The 17624-nt window shown below is 47.0% G+C and carries 16 protein-coding genes; all 16 read right to left on the bottom strand.

Annotation, left to right across the window (positions count from 1 at the left end; all coding sequences use genetic code 11):
• Positions 1-13: 13 nt before the first annotated feature.
• The 16 genes from MAMMFC1_RS08770 to MAMMFC1_RS08700 all read right to left on the bottom strand — a co-directional run bounded on the left by MAMMFC1_RS08770 (position 14) and on the right by MAMMFC1_RS08700 (position 17530).
• Positions 14-2116, bottom strand: coding sequence for a Calx-beta domain-containing protein (locus tag MAMMFC1_RS08770; protein WP_126308179.1), 2103 nt, complete (start codon positions 2114-2116; stop codon positions 14-16).
• An 18-nt stretch (positions 2117-2134) separates the two neighbouring features.
• Entirely contained in the window at positions 2135-3505 is a 1371-nt protein-coding gene (locus tag MAMMFC1_RS08765; protein WP_145987628.1) for a HupA family protein, read from the bottom strand.
• A gap of 367 nt (positions 3506-3872) precedes the next feature.
• The gene (locus MAMMFC1_RS08760) at positions 3873-5366 is read right to left on the bottom strand and encodes a DHH family phosphoesterase (RefSeq protein WP_126308177.1); all 1494 of its coding nucleotides are present in this window, start codon (positions 5364-5366) and stop codon (positions 3873-3875) included.
• A 307-nt stretch (positions 5367-5673) separates the two neighbouring features.
• Positions 5674-6813, bottom strand: coding sequence for an amidohydrolase (locus MAMMFC1_RS08755; RefSeq protein WP_126308176.1), 1140 nt, complete (start codon positions 6811-6813; stop codon positions 5674-5676).
• A gap of 201 nt (positions 6814-7014) precedes the next feature.
• Positions 7015-7410, bottom strand: coding sequence for a hypothetical protein (locus MAMMFC1_RS08750; RefSeq protein WP_126308175.1), 396 nt, complete (start codon positions 7408-7410; stop codon positions 7015-7017).
• Positions 7403-7996, bottom strand: a complete 594-nt coding sequence (locus MAMMFC1_RS08745) for a GTP-binding protein (protein WP_126308174.1) — start codon at positions 7994-7996, stop codon at positions 7403-7405. The genes MAMMFC1_RS08750 and MAMMFC1_RS08745 overlap by 8 nt, the downstream gene beginning before the upstream one ends.
• 211 nt (positions 7997-8207) lie before the next feature.
• Positions 8208-8837, bottom strand: a complete 630-nt coding sequence (locus MAMMFC1_RS08740) for a cobalamin B12-binding domain-containing protein (protein WP_126308173.1) — start codon at positions 8835-8837, stop codon at positions 8208-8210.
• A 16-nt stretch (positions 8838-8853) separates the two neighbouring features.
• The gene (locus tag MAMMFC1_RS08735) at positions 8854-9657 is read right to left on the bottom strand and encodes a methyltetrahydrofolate cobalamin methyltransferase (RefSeq protein WP_126308172.1); all 804 of its coding nucleotides are present in this window, start codon (positions 9655-9657) and stop codon (positions 8854-8856) included.
• A gap of 277 nt (positions 9658-9934) precedes the next feature.
• Complete coding sequence (locus MAMMFC1_RS08730; protein WP_126308171.1) at positions 9935-10633, bottom strand: DUF1638 domain-containing protein; 699 nt, start codon at positions 10631-10633, stop codon at positions 9935-9937.
• Positions 10634-10652: 19 nt separating this feature from the next.
• Positions 10653-11324 carry a cobalamin B12-binding domain-containing protein gene (locus MAMMFC1_RS08725; protein ID WP_158618710.1) on the bottom strand — a complete coding sequence of 224 codons (672 nt, stop codon included), beginning with the start codon at positions 11322-11324 and terminating at the stop codon, positions 10653-10655.
• A 2-nt stretch (positions 11325-11326) separates the two neighbouring features.
• Complete coding sequence (locus tag MAMMFC1_RS08720; protein WP_126308169.1) at positions 11327-12055, bottom strand: GntR family transcriptional regulator; 729 nt, start codon at positions 12053-12055, stop codon at positions 11327-11329.
• Positions 12055-13902: an ASKHA domain-containing protein gene (locus tag MAMMFC1_RS08715; RefSeq protein ID WP_126308168.1), complete on the bottom strand. Its 1848-nt coding sequence runs from the start codon at positions 13900-13902 to the stop codon at positions 12055-12057. Before MAMMFC1_RS08715 ends, MAMMFC1_RS08720 begins: the two co-directional genes overlap by 1 nt.
• 290 nt (positions 13903-14192) lie before the next feature.
• A complete protein-coding gene (locus tag MAMMFC1_RS08710; protein ID WP_126308167.1) occupies positions 14193-14756 on the bottom strand; it encodes a DUF2284 domain-containing protein in 564 nt (187 codons plus the stop codon).
• Positions 14757-14782: 26 nt separating this feature from the next.
• The gene (locus MAMMFC1_RS08705) at positions 14783-15889 is read right to left on the bottom strand and encodes a uroporphyrinogen decarboxylase family protein (RefSeq protein WP_126308166.1); all 1107 of its coding nucleotides are present in this window, start codon (positions 15887-15889) and stop codon (positions 14783-14785) included.
• A 60-nt stretch (positions 15890-15949) separates the two neighbouring features.
• Positions 15950-16105 carry a hypothetical protein gene (locus MAMMFC1_RS21460; protein WP_158618709.1) on the bottom strand — a complete coding sequence of 52 codons (156 nt, stop codon included), beginning with the start codon at positions 16103-16105 and terminating at the stop codon, positions 15950-15952.
• 108 nt (positions 16106-16213) lie between these two features.
• Positions 16214-17530 (bottom strand): S-layer homology domain-containing protein, encoded by a 1317-nt coding sequence (locus MAMMFC1_RS08700; RefSeq protein ID WP_126308165.1) that lies wholly within the window; start codon positions 17528-17530, stop codon positions 16214-16216.
• Positions 17531-17624 lie beyond the last annotated feature (94 nt).

The raw sequence follows: 17624 nt of genomic DNA, 5'->3' as shown, positions 1-17624 counted from the left end.
ACCATCTCACAGCTTAAACAATCGAGCCTACTACACCGCCGCCTTGCTGCGAATAGGTATAATGAGTCTGCACGCCGGCCTGAACCGCCTGGAAAAAGTTCGAACTGTCACTGTTTAAACTAACCACCGCGCCTATCCCCAGTTGAGCCACCAAGTTGTTGTACAACGCCAAGTTGGCATCGCCGCCGGCAATGGCAAATACCGGGAAAATATCAGCCTCAGTTAGAGCGTTTTTTAACTGCTCGACAGACGCATAGTCCTCATTGGCGTCGGCTACTCCGTCCCCGTTATTGGCTACGATAAGTCCCCAGGCATTTCCATCGCCGGCTTGGTGATAGCCGGCATCCGTGCATAGGACCACCATGCGCACGGTGTCCTGGCGAAAACCAAGTTCATCGCTGTGCTTGGCAGTCTGCAGCAGCGCCTCCAGTTGTCCTTCCGGTTCGTCGTCACCCCACATGGCCTGCAGATTATCAAACACCGCTGCGACGCTCTGGCTGTCCGCCGTCATGGACAGTTCATTCCGGTAGAGATAATCGTCATATTCGCCGAAGGGAAATATTGGTTTGTCGACAAAGGAGCCTACCCCTACGTTGATTCCCGGCAGCTCCTGGAATAATGACTGGAACGAACTGTCATTCCCCGCCAGGGTAGCGATGTCGTCGGCGAAAGAGCAGGAAGCATCCTCCAAAATGTACAGGTCCAGCGCCTTGCCGTTCTTGTCCTTGATAGTGCCGGTGGCAGTATCTGCATCTATCGCTCCATCGTCGGAGGGTTGGTATAATTTTACAGCAAAGTTTTCCGTAGGCTCAATGCCGATACTGTCAACGGTCTGTATTTCTATGGTCTTGGAGGTTTCGCCGGCGGCGAAGGTTACAAACCCGCTCTGGGCCGTATAATCTTCGTCGGCTGTCGCCGTCCCGTCTACAGTTGAATAGCCTACCGACACGGCAGTGTCGGTACCGCCTCCTCTGGTCACGGTGAAAGCCAGGACATCCCCTTCCTTTCCTTCAGCGCCGGTAATGGAAAAGATGGGAGGAACCGGAGGCGGCGGAGGAGGAGGCGGAGTCACTACCGGGGCATCCGGGGTATCGGTTGACCCGTCTGAGGGGTCTGGAGGAGGAGGGGTAGGAGGAATTACACTGCCGTCAACCCACAGTACACCATACATATACTCTCCAGAAGGTAGTCCCGAAATTGGCGTTGCCGGACCCGAAGGGCCAACATTTTCAACATATAGCTCAGTATAACCAGGATTCGGACTCACGTAGGTAGATTTAATAAATACAATCTGAGCCCCATCCGGTGACCAGTCAGTACTGTCAATGCTACTGTCGCCACTTACGGTTTCTTCTATGGATAGTGTTTCTGCAAGCGAATCGTATATACTGATAGTATCATGCGTATGATACATAATGTCCGCACCATTAGGCGACCATACGGGGCCATATTCACTCTCATCCTCGGTGTTTGTTAAGTCGGTTGGACTTTCGCTTCCGTCTGCATTAGCCACATAAATATCGTTCAATCCGCCTGATCCATAAGAGAAAGCTATTTTGCCGCCGTCCGGCGACCAATCGAAACTCTGCAACGAGTCCCCCGAACTAACAGTTTGTATAAGGAGCGGATTTTCTCCGTCCGCGTCGACCACCCACAGACCCGCTCCTTCCCCCCCCGGCTGAACATAGAACGCTATCCGGTTGCCATCAGGCGACCACTTGGGAGCCTTTCCTAGCAGGAGGGGCTCTGTCGCCGTAAATATTTCGACCGGCGTATCTGAGGTTGTCCCGTCGCTGTCCATCAGCATCAGCTTATTACCCTGATAGTAAGCAACTTTAAGTCCGTCGGGCGAGATTGCCGCAAACGCTGACTTCTTGGTGGGATCATCGTTGGTAAGATCAACAGCAGTACCCGTTCCATCGGTCGATATTATTTTGATGTTGTCGTCGGTATCGGCAAATACCGCCTTATTGCCATCTGCCGTCAGCGATATCTCATTTGAATAATTGACTTGATCGGACGAATTAATAAATGTACGGTAGTTAGTACCGTCCGAATTTATTGCCCCATATTCCACATATTCGCCCGATATCCCAAAAATAATTTTCCCGCTCACTTATATCCGCTCCCCCTCTTATTGCTTACTGGCGCCAAACGCCCCGTCGGCCGTTTTGCCGGCGCCATTCATTGACCAGTTGCCGTTAAATTGGGCCGCGTCGTTGCCGTGAAAAGCGCCGGCAACTGTGCCGTTCATGCCGTTAGCGCTGCGAATGGTGCCGTTGACCGCCGTACCGCCCACTGTCCAGCTGCCGCGTAAGCTGCCGTTGGTCCAAACGCTGCCCGAACTGGTGTTCAAACTGTAGTTTCCCGACAACATCCGGTTGGCGAAGAAAGCCGTTAAACTGACACTGCCGGTCAGGTTGCCGGTCACTCCGCCGTCGTGAAAACTGCCGGCAATTGTTCCCGAGTATGTTGCCGTCCCTTGGGCCGGAATTTCATTTGCGGGTGTTATCGTAACAATATTTTTGAGAACTGCCGCCTGGTTCTGCACGGCATTATTGTTGACCGTATTGTTGTTGGCAAGAGCGGGATTCGTCCATCCCCCCCAGCCGGTGTAGCTGTAATTGCCCAATTGTTCTTGGGCAGGCATTTGTAACGGTTTCCAGGAGGACGTGATTGCCACCGGGGTGTTCAGTAAACTCAAACTAAATTTGTCATTATCAAATCCAAGACCTGGACTCTCATCCGCTTGCGACCACAGTTCCAATACTTCCTTCACTTTTGGCGGAATGCCTTGTATGTTCTTCTGTCGATAAATCTGCCGTTCCTGTTCGACAATTTCCAGCAACAATTCGGTTATCGACTGTTTCAACTCCCGTAATTGGCGGAAGGCATCGGCAAACTTGTCCAGGACGACTTTTTTGCTGAACTCGGCTCTTTGGGTTGCCCCTGCCGCCGCGCTCAAGGAATACGCCCGCTGGTAGGCTTCCCCCACTTTGTCCAGCATACCGTTCAGTCCTTGTTCCAGATCATTGGCGCTGCCATTGATCTCGGCCAGCAAATTGACCATAGTCTTGCCTTCATCGGTCATCCCGGCCTGCATGCTCTTGATCTTGTTGAGACGGTTTTCCAGCTTGGTCAAAGCGGCATTGTACGAATTGGCTGATTCCGCGACAGCTTGCCGCAAATTTTCTGCGGACTGCCCGCCAACGGTTTCGTCTTGTTCCATTTGCCGGGTTATATCATCCAGGACGTTTTTTCCTTCTGTCCGGAACAGGGAAATGCTTTGCGTCAGAACATTCACCGCTGCTTCGGATTTTTGCCGGGCTGTGCCTGACACCGGCAAGTCGGCGGCAATCCGGCCCCCTTCCACTGCACTTCCATTACCGGCGGCTGCCTCAAGCGGATTAAGCAGACACACCGTCAGCAGTGATAATACAACTAGTATAGTAATTTTCCCCAGAATAAAATGATGCAAATTCGATAAAGACATTGCCATCGCCATTCCTTTCTTTTCATTTGCAATATCAGATATTTATAACTTTCATGAGGAACAAATAATTGGCTATCTGCCGTTTAGCCCAAAAGCAACTGATGTGGAAAACTAAAATTAACAGCTGTATAATATATTTTTGAAGAGTTTATTCGACATTTTTTGTCAATTTCCTTCATAATTCTTGTTATTTATTTGAAAATTCTTTGAAAATACTCCAAATTTCCAGCTTATTTGCCTTTTGCATAGGCTGAGGAAGTTTTCAGCCTAAATTCTCCGGCTATATGCGACTTTGATCACTCGACGCCATTGCCACGGTATCATCGTCTATACAAAAAAACCTGCATCAGCGCTATCGCTAATGCAGGTTAACTCATACTCATTCCGGGGAATATGTTCTGGGAAATATTGAGTTTTCGATGATATAAACATCGTTAATATCATCCTGCCTGATTGCCAGGTAATCATTAACCTTACCCGACATGTATTTCTGATCGTCCCAAGCCGTGAATACCTTTGTATTCTTTGTCAGCGGAGCGGCGTAGACAGCAGTATCGCCTGTGGCGACACAAGACTTTAAAAATTTTGTCAGCTCGACTACTTCGCCGGTGAGACGATTTCTGATTGTTGGCGCATATTCAGCTTCTAAATCATACTTTTGCCCCAGCATTCTATAACTTTTATCAAACTTCTCCTTCTTAATCGGGTAAACCTCACCTTTCACTCCCACCATAATATAGATGTCTTCCGCTGAAAATGTATTGATATCTCCTTCTAAAGTCCGGATCAAGAGCGGGGTTCCAGTGGCAAATACATCAACCGAATGAGCATAGCCAACAACAATATCCCGTTTTTTGTATTTCCTCATATTGGAAATCTCTATGTTATGAGCATTGCTGTAGATGATGTTATAACTATCGTAGTACTTCCCAATCCGGTCGGAAAGATATGCGTCAATATCAATGCCGGGATATAAATTGTGAAATTTAGCCAGGCTGATAAAGCCGCCGGCCTTTTCCGCGTGGCCGCCGCCTGAGCCAATATTTTCCGCCAGATAGGCTGCCAGTTCATTAGCCATAACTTCCCGGATGCAGCTTCTTACCGAATACTTTATTCCATCACTAAGCTGATTGTAGATTATACATACATCAATGGTATGTACCTGGAGTGCAATATCGCTGATAAAACCAAGAATATTGGGGTCACACGGCTCGGCTCTAAAGATGGCGAAACTTTGTTCCAATTGATGGCTGCTTTGCAGCAGCGCCTTTCCTGCTATTTCAATATCGCTCATCGTCAGGTTTGAATTCTTGAGTTTCCGGATTAAATTGTAATCGTAATTCAGACCGTCTCTCATATCCTTGTCAAGGGGATGGTATATTTCAGCGAAGTAATTCGTATCGGTAAGCAAACCATAGTACAAAGCCGTCGTCACCCGCATATTGGAGCTTAAGTCAAAGTCCGCATCTTTTAGAAGTTTCCAAACGACAGTGGCGCAACTGCCCAAATAAGCGTCGATTTTTACTGTTTTAACGTCAAAAATTTCCTGCTGGTGATGGTCAATAATGGCCACGCTTTGGGCGGGGAATCTTTTCACATTCCCCGCTCCATACTGACAATCAACGGTAATCAGCAGTCCGTCAACATTAAGGTCGTCCACATAATCAACGGGAATTTTCAAGGCCATAACCATTTCAAGCAAATTAGGTTTTGTAATAGGAAAGCGACCGCTATAAACCAGCCTGACCTTTTTTCCGTATTCCCTAAAAAACTCGTAAAGAGCGAACCCGGAGGCTATTGCATCCGCATCCGGATTGTCATGGCATTGGATAACTATGTTCTCATGGTAAAGTAAATCGGTCAGTTTGAACACAATGCACCTCTATTTCTTTTTATTTAGATCCTATAATACCCTGCAGCCTGCAGGTTTGTTGATGATTGTACAATATGTCTTGCGAGATGCCATTTAACAAAAAATCTGCTATTATATATAGAAATTACTGTCGAAAAAGCGAGATTCCTGCTTTTATGAAATAAAAGGCCGGTTTTTTTCAAAATAAAAAGAGAGCCGATAAAAGGCCCTCTATCTCTAAAGTGTTGCCCCCGCATCATGATTACCCAGGCTACCGTCTCTTTATCCATTGTTTCAATTCTTGCATCATCTCATATGCCGGTGTAATTTATTCCCCAGTTTGTCCGTCAACCATAACAATCTCGGGACTGGCGGAAATAAGCATGGGATCTTCGCTCCATACTACCAAATCGGCGTCCATACCCGGAGCAAGACTGCCGATACGGTCGGCGAGGCCTAAAATTTTGGCGGCATCGCAGGTAATCATTCTTAGGGCTTGATCCTTGGGCAAACCATAGCGCACCGCCAGACCGGCATATACGGATAAGAAGCAGCTGGGGATAACCGGATGATCGCTCATCATGGCAAAGGTAACCCCTTGATTGAATAACAAGGCCGGCAATTCCATTGTTTTATCTTTTAGTTCCACTTTGGACCTGGTAGATAAGGTGGGCCCCACAATTACAGGAATTTTGGCCTCTGCCAGCAAGTCGGCAACAAGATAGGCTTCCGTACCGTGCTCAATAATAATGTCCAGGTCGAACTCCCTGGCGATTCGTATGGCGGTAACAATATCATCCGCTCTATGGGCGTGAGCCCGGAGCGGCATTTCCCGGCGCAAAACTTTGGCTACAGCTTCTAAACCCACATTGTATTGAAAATCTTTTTCATCCTGTCTGGCTATGTAATGCCGGGCCTGCCAAAATGTCTCACGGATTAGAGCCGCCGTCGCCATACGAGTGACCGGCATTTTTTTGTGATTTACCCCGTGGCTGCGCTTGGGATTTTCACCAAATGCAATCTTAAGTCCGGCGTGCCGTTTCAGCAGCATCTGTTCCACAGTAGCTTTCTGTGGTGTTTTAATAATAACGCATTGACCGCCGATGGGGTTGGCACTGCCGGGAGCTACCATAACGGTTGTAACGCCGCCCCGGTATGCTTCCCAAAGTCCGATCTCCGCCGGATTGATGGCATCAAGAGCATCCATAGCGGGAGTAACCGGCTCGCTGCGTTCATTGATGTCTTCTCCGGCCCACCCCATACCTTCGCTGTAAACGCCTAAATGGGTATGGGCATCGATTAAGCCGGGAGTGATCACCTTGCCGGCTGCGTCAATTACCCGGCACTCAGCCGGAATATCGATATTTTTGCCAACTGCTTGTATTTTACCATTTCGGACTAAAATAGTTCCCCTGTCCAAAGTTTTACCGCACATGGTCAGGATTTTCCCACCAGTTAGTGCAATCATGCCATTACCTCCAATAATAATCAGAGAATCCATACTATTAGCAAATATAGTATTACTGACTAAATTAAAAAGATATTAAGCATTAAGAAAATTACACACTTCAAAGTTAATTTCCTTTATTTTACCTTACTATATCGCCTGTTCAGAGAAATTAATAAAGAAGCCGGCGGCAGCGGCTTCTACATATTATTCAGCCTTTAGTTATATGGGAACCATATGCGAATGAATCTTATTCGGACTAAACTCCCGAAGGGCTGTACCCACAACTTCAGTAATATTATTCTTGCTGTGGCCAAAAACCAAAACGTTAATTTTTAAAACCATTCCGACGATATCATCACCTTGGTCTGTCCAGTTAGCAGAGACTGTTACATCCCCCTGATCCAATCTGGTAAGCGACAAAAATAAAAATTCTTCATTTAAGATTTCGGCCACTAGTTTGATATGGCCCACAATCACGCCATTATGCGATAAAGGGGATCCGATTGACTGGATTAAATCCGATAACATTGGCTTCAAGTCGGCCTTCCTAACCGCTTTTTCAAAAATAATAGGATAAAACTTGCTGAAAATCGTTGCGTCGGTCAAATCATTCACAACGGATCACCTCTTCTATTACCGCCGGCGGCAAATTGTCCGCGGCGCTGGCAACCAATACCGGCGCATTGCCGGCTATCATTTTGATATCGTTAATGATTTCATCTCGGTCAGCCCCGGCAATATCGGCTTTATTAATAATAATCAGATCGGCTTTCTCCACCTGCCCGGTAACCAACGGTCCGATAACTTCCTTTAGCTCCGGCCAGCGTCCCATATCCACAAGGGTGACTGTCTTGAAAGCATTATAATAATCGCTATATTCGTCAATCAATTTGACGATTTTAGCGGGAACGGCCAAACCGGTCATCTCAATGATCAGCCAGTCGGGCGCAATTGTCTCATGGATCTCTTTTACCGCGCAGACTAGATCACTTGTTAGCTGACAGCACACACAGCCGCCAAATAACGGCTTTACCTTGATCCCGCTGTCGGCTAACAGTTTGTCGTCAATACCAGCCTCACCAATCTCATTTTCGATAATCGCCACTGTTTCGTTGCATGTTGCCGTGATGTACTTGGCTACTTGCAAAATAGTTGTCGTTTTCCCTGATCCTAAGAAACCGCCGAATAGCAAAATGCGCATATTTTCTCCCTCTTTTATCAAGTCTAACTAATTCATCTTTAAGTGTTTGGCAGGCCAATACCGTATCTTTCTTATACACATCCTTAGTTGGGAAAAAGGACAACCTTTTCTCCATAGGCTGTCCCTCTTCACATTCATTTCTGAAGTTACTCGGTTTTACTAATTTCAGTTCTTTATATTTGGCGGTGAGGCGCCATCCACCTTTCGGCTGTTAGTTTGCGCCAACTGCTTTCTTGGACATTTCCACAGCGTCATAGGCGTTTTTACAATATCCATCGGCGTTGCTCCATTTGGCAACACTTTCATCGACCGGACCGCCGCCCACTAACACGGTTACGGTTGCACCGGAAGCCTTAATGGCCGCCACGGTCTCTTTCATGACATCAAAGGCAGTAGTCAGCAGGCAGAACAGGCCAACTACCTGCGGATTACTCTTCTTGATTTCTTCGATAAAGGTCTCAATCGGTACGTCAACGCCTACGTCAACTACTTTGAAGCCATTGCAGCTTAATATTGTGGAAACAATGTTTTTGCCGATATCATGAATGTCGTCCTTGACTGTGCCTAACAATACAGTGCCGATCTTATTATTATCGCCGTCGGCATTCAGGGCGCCATCTAAAAGTTTCGCGGCATTGGAAAACACCTCGGCGGACATGATAAGCTCGGACAGGTAATAATCGCCCGCCTCATATAATTTTCCTACCCCTTCCATACCTTGCTGCAATTGGGCCAGGATTTCGACGGGAGCTACCCCGGCCGCACTTTGTTCTTTAACTCCTTCCAAGACTAAATCTTCTTCCAGTTCGGTTACCGCTTTAACAAGATCAATTTTTGACATTACTGATTCCTCCTATTTATTCGTAAAGTCCTTTTCTGTGGGCTTTCAGGTATTTGCTGCAGAATCTGTCATCGCCCATTAATGCCTGGGACGCATAGACAACACCCATCATGGCCTTGTCGGTGGGGTTTAAGATATAACCGTCCATCCCCACGGTCATGGTTTGTACGACAAACAGTCGGTTGAGAACCGCCCGGTTAGGCAAACCGTAAGATATATTGCTCAAGCCACAGGTCAAATGCACGGCCGGGTATTTTTTCTTAATATCATAGATTGCATCCAACACCGACTTGCCGTACTTATCATTGGTACTTAACGGTTTTATCAGCGGGTCTAGGTAGATATCATCCTGAGCAATCCCTTCTTTTTCCATATCGTCGACCAGCTTGCTGGCAATCCGCAGCCGGTCTTCCGCCGTTTCCGGCATACCGGCATCTTCGATGCACAGCGCGACAATCTTGGCATCAAATTCTTTTACCAGCGGAATCACGGCTTTATAGCGTTTTTCTTCCGCAGTAGTCGAGTTGATCATTCTTTTGCCGTTGCCGGTCTTTGCCAGAACCAGTCCGGCTCTTAGGGCATTTTCATCCGGACTGTCAATGCATAGCGGCAGATCAGTCACCTCATTGATGGTATTGACCAGCCATTCCATGCATTCGATTTCCTGACCGACCATGGTACCGCAATTGACATCCAGATAATCGGCCCCGGCCACTTCTTGCGCTTTGGCTACCTCCTGGATATATTGGGCATTCCGGGCTTCGACAGCCTCTCTGACGGCTTTCCGGCTCGTGTTAATTAGCTCTCCAATTATTAGCATATAGCCCTCCCTATCAGCAACTTTTTGTGTTGTATATACATCTATATAAATAATAGTCGAAAATGCCTGCTGATGTCAATAGTTCTTTCAAAAATATCAAAAAAATCACAAAGTTTTATCGCCTGTAGTTTCAAAGAAATAGTCTATTCATCTTCACTCAAAATGCAAAAATCATGGTTGCCGCTGCTCCAGGGGTAATAAAAAATAAGACGAAGGCCTGATGTTCCGAAAATTGAGAACATCAGGCCTTAGCAGGTTCCGTATGAATTCTATTTTTCTATTTTACAACCAGCCGCAATTGGCTCCGCTGTTCATCGTCGCCGCAGCAGATATCGTTCATTGTAAGTGTCCGGCCTGGTGTAAGCACATGAAACTCTTCATCCCATAGTCCTTGCAGCAGCTTGTGCAATAAGCGCGGTGAACCGGGCGCCACTTCATGGCGCATGCCAAGCTTGCCGGCGAAATCCCGCGTCTCCGGCGCCACGCTTTCAACAGGATATGCCCCAGTGTCTATAAGCATAATCCGTTTATAGTGCGCCAACATAATTTTCATCGCCTTTAAAGCGCGGATATGCCCGTAGCGCCGGACGCACCGCTCGAACTCCTGCAGCATGTTATTCTCATTGTCTATCCAGCCTTTGGTTAAAAAGTAAGTGCCCATTTCCTTGGAAATTGTTTTTCGCGCTTCACTCGAACCCAAGAGTAACGGTATACAGTCGTCAACTCTGGGAATAACCAATGTAGCCGTCTCGGATTTAATCCCAAGCAAACTGTTGCCGCAATACCCGAAAACCAGTATTATTATCCCCACATTATCGATTCTGTTGATTTCATCCTGGATTCTTTGATGCAATAACTCGGGCGTATTGTGTAATCCGGATTCAATATAATAAACGGGAAAATCTACGCCGGTTTCCCGAATTGCCATCTTAAGCTCGTCCTGGAGTGTTTGGCAAGCCAAAATTACTGTTCCCAATATCTCATCCCCCACTCCTTTATAATGATTGCGCTTTCATCTCGTTGCCGGTTGATATGGTCCTGCACAATTCCAAAACTTTCCGGCAATCGGTAGACCAATAGTCGGCTCCTGTATATTGACGGACTACCTCGTTTACCAAGCCGCCGATAATCAAAGTCATCCGCCCGCGCAATCCCGCCTCGTCCAGTAACTGGACGGTTTTCTTCATAGAATCGTATGATTCGGTAATTAACCCGGTCAGGCAAATTATCCGGCTTTGGCACCGCTTTGCCGCCTCCACAAAAGCAGCCGCCGGCACGTCCACTCCTAAATCCCAGACGGAAAAACCGCTGTAACGAAGAATCCCAATGGTAATATTTTTGCCAATGTCATGGATATCATTTTCCACCGTACCGAAAATGACGGGCGAATACGGTGATACCAGCGGTGTTGTTCTGTTTTTGCCTTTACTAACTTTACTAACCATTTCCAAAACATCCTTGAAAATCTCCGCCGCCATTATCAGATCGGATAAAAAATACTCCCCCTTATTGTATAACTCTCCCACCCTTTCAGTGCCGGCCCGGACTTCTTCGAGCAATACATAAGGATTAATACCCATTTGAAGTCCCTGTTTTACCAGGTTCAACACCATTGCGTCATCCAACCTGGCCATTGCGCCGACAAGCATCTTCTGAACCTTTAGCATAATCATAACCTCCTTGAAAGCGGGTATGAGGTCGCCTGTATCGTGAACCGGTCCTTGTGACAAACCATCAGAGAAATGCCAAGCGGTTTATCTTCATTGGAAAAAATAACTTGTTTTATTACCAGTGCGGGCATATCCTGTTCTGTTTCCAGCAACTTTGCCTGCTCAGGGGATAACGCATCCACTGATATTACCATATCATTGCGGACTGGCACACTGTCCTGATGCTTAGCCACCAATTCAGGAAAGTCCGCATATTCTAACTGGGTTTCAAGCAACGGACTACCCTTTTGATACAGCAAATACTTCTCTTCAATGGCTGCAGGGCGGTCATCTTTGTAGACAAGCCGCTTTACGCCAATCACTTTCGAATTGCCGGCAAAACCCAGTTCGCTGATAAAGTCAGGCTTATCCCGGACAAGCTTAACCTCCAGAAGTTTATACTTTAGCACCACATTACCGGCACCGGTTCTTTTTAAATCAATAACCAACTGGTTCAATTGCGGCCGGGTAACAAAGCTTCCTTTCCCTTTTACCGTCTCGATGAGCCCCGCTTCGGTCAAAAGTCCGATCCCCTGCCTTACGGTCATACGGCTTATTCCATATTTTTCTCCCAATTGCGCCTCTGTCGGAATCAGGTCACCATGTTTTAATTCACCTGATTCAATCTGCTGCTTAATATCATCAGCCAAACGGTAATATATGGGTATTAGATTTTCTCGGCTTTTCATCAAACCACCTCAGGAAATGAAAGATTTGCTAAAAATATATTTTGAAAACTAGGTTGCGCCGCCAGTTCCAGATAGCCGGTTTTATTCGCAATACCGATACTGCGCTGCAGTTTATCCGAATATAACAACGCCTGGATGGCTCCCGTACCGGCGGCGTTACCCACGGAACAGATTGAGTCCCTGGTAATACCCGGAAACAGTCCGATGGTTATGGCACTGTTAATGTCAATATAATTGCCAAATGCACCGGCAAGACAAACTTTTAATTCCGTATCGACAGGTATCTGTTCCAACAGGAACTGGATTCCTGTACAAATTGACGACTTAACCAGTTGAATTTGCCTGATATCGGCTTGAGTAACGGAGATATCCGCCCCGGTGGCGCTATCTTTACCTTCTACCAGGACAAATTCCCACTTCCCGTCGCGGTTCTTCAGCCTTCGCCCAATACTTAAAGGCAATACTTCGGTCATAGATTTGTCAAATTGTCCGCTCGGACCGATTATGCCGGCTGCAACAAGCTCGGCAACGGCTTTAACTATCCCTGATCCGCATATGCCGCTCGGCCTGACATTACCAATGACCTCAACCCTGACATCCTCATCAATGGCAACATTGGCAATAGCTCCGGCAGACGCCCGCATGCCGTCGCGTATATGCGCGCCTTCAAATGCGGGACCGGCTGCAGTGGAACAAGCGCAGAGCTTATGGCTGTCGCCGATAACCATCTCGCCGTTTGTTCCCAAATCCACCAAAAGCAGCGGGCTTGTCGAAACATCCTGATCTACAGCCAAAATAGCAGCTGTAGTATCAGAGCCGACAAAACTCGCAATAGCCGGTAAAACCCGGACCCGGCCGCAGGGGTTAATATTAAGATCAATCTCTGCCGGTAAAAAGGGTGCTAGGTGCTTAAATAAAGCGGCGTATGGTTTACGCACCAGCGTTACCGGTGAAATTTCCAATAATAACGAAGTCATAGTTGAATTGCCGGCAATAGTGGCGGCGTATATTGCAGCCGGCAAAATTCCGGCCTGGGCGCAAAGCTCGGTAATTATTTGGTTCAGGCACTGCCTGATAATCGCAGCTAATTTTACCAAGCCGCCAGATATCTCATTGCTTGCTTGAATCCGCGAAATAACATCCGCGCCAAAAGACGACTGCGGATTGGTTTTTGAACAAGTGGCAATTACTTCCCGCGCATTGATGTCCACCAACATGCCAACCACCGTAGTAGTGCCGATGTCAAATGCCACACCGAATAACTCACCGGCTGTGTCGCCTATTTCCACATTCACAAGCTGATTGCCAATAAGGCAAATTGTCATAATCGCCGGTTTTGTCTCAACAATACCGCTTAATTGACGCAGGATCTTAGGGTCATTAAGAATTAGGGAGTTGTCGGAAATGCAGAGGGATGGTTCTTGTACCTTAACGGCTTGCCAGATCATTTCTTGTATTGAGTAGTGATTCTCTACTGTAGGATACTCAGGAGTGAGAACTAGTTTTCGCACAAGAAGCGTTCCCGGACCGGCAAAATTCTCGTTAATTGGCCCTTTGAGACTTGCCCCGGATTTTTTCAGTCGAATGGTAATATTCTCCCGCGGATAAACCTGGCATGCCAAATAACTCCCATCATCGCCGGGAAATACCTGCTGTCCCTGATGATTGGCAACCTGCCCTTCAAGCACATGGATCTTGCACTTACCGCAAGTACCCCGGCCGCCGCAATTCGCCTCCGGAAAAATCCCCCCATCAATCAGCGACTGCAGCAGCGTCTGCGTTGCCGAGCATTTAAGCTGTTGATTCTTGCCTTCGACTGTAAGGTTGTATTGGCGCAGTTGGTTCATCTACTGATCACCTTTCCTTTTACCGGCAGACGTCGATGTACAATTAAAAGTTTTTCACTATTTCAGCAAGTTTTAATATATACATCTATATATACAGCGTATAAAGAAAACGGCAATTTGTCAATATTTTTTACTAGTTGGCAGTCTACTAGAAGTTGCTGTGGGATTTAATAAACAATTGCTGGCAAAAAAACGGCGAGAACTTTTTCCGTTCGCTCCCGCCGTTGTCCTTCTTTAGCCGCTCTCACACCGTATCCCCATCCTGCCAGGCGTATTGAGGCCAGGTCAGCCTATAATTCATTTGTATTAAATAAGATAAGCCCAACATAAGAAACCGTATTCTTCCCATTATAGTACGGAATGCCGCAGGCCTTCTCCAAATTCATGACATCAATGCCGTAAGCTTCGACAGAGGCCAACGCCTGCTCCGGAAACCGGCACGGCTCCCCCTCCACATACGCGCACTTGTCACAAAATATGCAAGCTCCGGCGCTAAGAGGCAATATAGCCGCAAAATTATATTTGGCCTTGATTACGCCGAGAATATTACGAAAAACACCGTCGTGAATCTTCGCCGCCGCCATCATTCCTTTCCAGTCAAAAGAACTCTTAATTGTGTGGACGGTTTGAAACAGTAATCCCTGCCGAAAGCGGCCGGCTCGCTCCTTTAATTCCTCCAAGGGCCCGACTGCCGGCGGACACATCCAGTTTTTGTTATACTTGCCGCAGCTATTTTGTTCACAGGCTTTACGAAAATCGGCAACAAACTTGATTTGCTCCGACTTCACGATAGCTGCATAATCAGCCTTGTACGCCAAAGCTTCCTGGACTAGTTCCGAAAAATCAGGCGTCATTAGATATAGCTCCCTTCAGGCGCCGGTTATTTCCCAGTGGCCGCCGCAATCATGGCTTTGACATTTTCCACTTTGGCATTAGGCGGAATGGAGCATCCGGATGAAAGAATAAAGCCGGGACCCATGTCTTTGACTAAACCGGCCGAATAGTTGTATACATCGTCAGGAGTGCCCAGCGCCAGTTTAGCCGCAGGCACATCGCCTTTAATACACATCATGTCGCCGATTACTTCTTTAACTTTGTAAATATCGGTTGCGCCGTCAGTTTCAAAAATGCATTTCCCTTTAGGAAGCGACCGGAAAAATTCCAAATCCCGTTCCCAGTTGGAGTCAATATGAATATCGGCAAACGCACCTTCTTCGATAACTACATCTACGGTCTCTTTTAAATATTTCCAGACAAACCGCTGCCACAGTTTCGGCGAAAAGAACTCACTGGCTCCCCGTGCCGGTGAAATAAAGACTACTGTTGAATCAGTAGCCCTTATTTGCTGACGCAGTATTTCCAGGCTTTCCTTTTGAATGGCATCTAATACAGCTTCCACTTTATCAGGTATTTTATATAAATCGCGCATGAATTTCGGCATTGAGCGGCCGCCGCCCAACAACTCCGGTACTGCCGTAGCGATAATCGGGGAATAAACGCAATATCCTTCCTTCTCGAAGTTTTTCACCATTTGCGGCGTTTCCGCCAATTCACCCATAATCCCCTCCAATGGGTAATTGAGACGTTTGACCAGGTAATCCTGCATAAAAGGTCCCCAGCCTTTATTAAGAATGGTGTCATAGTCTTCAACCAGCATGACCTCCTTTTCATCCAACTGCCACAGCGAATTTTCCGGTAATTCCCGTCCGGGCAGCTTGACATAGGTCATAAAAATTAGCGGAAATAAGGGACCGGCGGCAAAAGCGGCATTCATGCCGTCTACATCGCCGAGAGCTTTTATTGAGTTTACCATCGTCTGATTCTGCATTTTTAAACTGGTACAAAAATCGGCTAATTTTACTCCCATATGACTTGCGCAAAATGCATCGGCCATAAGAACCACCGGCGTCCTGTCCGGTTTTTCCAAAGTAATTGCCTTGTTCAGCCTGGTTTTACGCTCTTGCAATAATTCTTGATTTGTTTTCAATTCACTCAACCTCCAGTTTTATTTTTATTACTTGACCTCCTACAGCCTGTTTACACATTTCTACCGCATCATAAGCATTTCTACAATATCCGTCAGCTCCGCAGTATTTGGTAACACTTGCGTCGACCGGACCGCCCCCACCAAAACCGTTACGCCCAATTCCGCTGCTTTGATCGCGGCTACAGTGTCTTTCATGATGGCAAAAGTACGTCGCATTGTTCCTTCACCACTGCTTTTACCAAATCAATCTTGCTCATAGGCGTTCCCTGCCCTCCTTATATTTATGCTTTGCCTTTGTAAAACCCCTTTTTGCTTGGCTTATGTTTAGAAAACCCATGTCAGTTGACTGATAAAATAGCTTTGATCTTTCTGATCGGCGCCTATGGCATTAGCTAGGCCGCCCGGAGTTTTCACCGCCCGCAGACTATCGTAGCGCATTGATAACATGGCACGCGGGGCCACAGTGGCTTCAAACCCGACTTCAAACCCGCGGACATCATTCAAACCGCCGCCACAGCCGGGAGCTGACCAATTCTGCGGTCCGGTAAGATCGGTTCGGCTGGTCAAGGCCCATAAATCAAAACCGTCCTGGGCCTGCTTATAGGTTACCCAGGCGCCGGTACTGCCGATCACAAAGGGATTTGCCCCTTTATATTTTGCCATAATGTACATGCCGTAAGGGGAACTTCCGCCATTGGCTTTTTTGGCCTCTTCCGCCCGGTTCTTGCCATATTCTCCTGTCACCGTCCAGTTGGTGATACCTGTGTAGCTTATACCCAGGGCAGCAGAGTTGTAAAAGTCTTGGTCGGGATAAATCGCTACATTATGCGGCACTTTATCATTAACATAGGCTAAGGAAAGATTGGTATTCTTGCTCAACTGGCAGCCAATATCGGCTAATTCCCAGGAGCGATCGTTGAATTTTACCGAATACAAAGTGGTTTTTACAACATTCCCAAAAGTCAGTCTTACTCCGTCATTATACGGCACATAATAGAGCAAACCTTTGCCCAGATAAGGACTGTACCGGCCGGCCGACCATTCCAAACCGCCGGCTTTGGCGGCATAATAAGCATCCTGAAAGCGCATGACGGAATTGTCGCCTGATCTTCCTCCCATAACCTCACCGTTGAAATCGGCATGAAAATAAGCGTCCTTGGAAAACTTCTGATCGATTGTTAAAACAAATATTGACCTGGTTTCGGACTTGGAGGTGCCGTCCGCTATGTTATTGGTCGCAAAGTAGGTTCGCGGGTTTTTCACCCATTCATACCCAAAAATGCCAAAACCGCTAATTTTCATGCGAGTGTCTTCCTTTTCTTCCGTCTTCTTCCCTCGCACGCCGATGTCGTTCAACTCATCAGCAAACTCTGCCGACAGTTTTTGTACAAGTGCCTGTGTCTCCGCGTTAGCTTTATCAACCTTGGTCAATGCATTGGCAATAATCTGCGCCATTTCATAACGGGTCAACACCCTCTCTTCCCTGAAATTGCTGATAATCCCGGCCTTGGCCAATTTACCAAGGGCATCGTAAGCCCAATGGTTTTCCGGCACATCACTGTATAGATTTGACGCGGCAGACGCCAAGGCGGAAAAGCTGGTCAAAATAAGTACAAATATGAGAATAATGCCTTTTTTCATTCCGTTCACCCCCAAAAATATTTACTGAAATTGATACGTCAACCCCGATTCACCTCAATTCTATACGTATATACATCTATATCAATAGAATAAT

The sequence above is a fragment of the Methylomusa anaerophila genome (assembly GCF_003966895.1).
GTDB lineage: Bacteria > Bacillota > Negativicutes > Sporomusales > Sporomusaceae > Methylomusa > Methylomusa anaerophila.
Note: the sequence above shows the minus strand (reverse complement) of the source record. Positions and strands in the feature narration are given on the sequence as shown.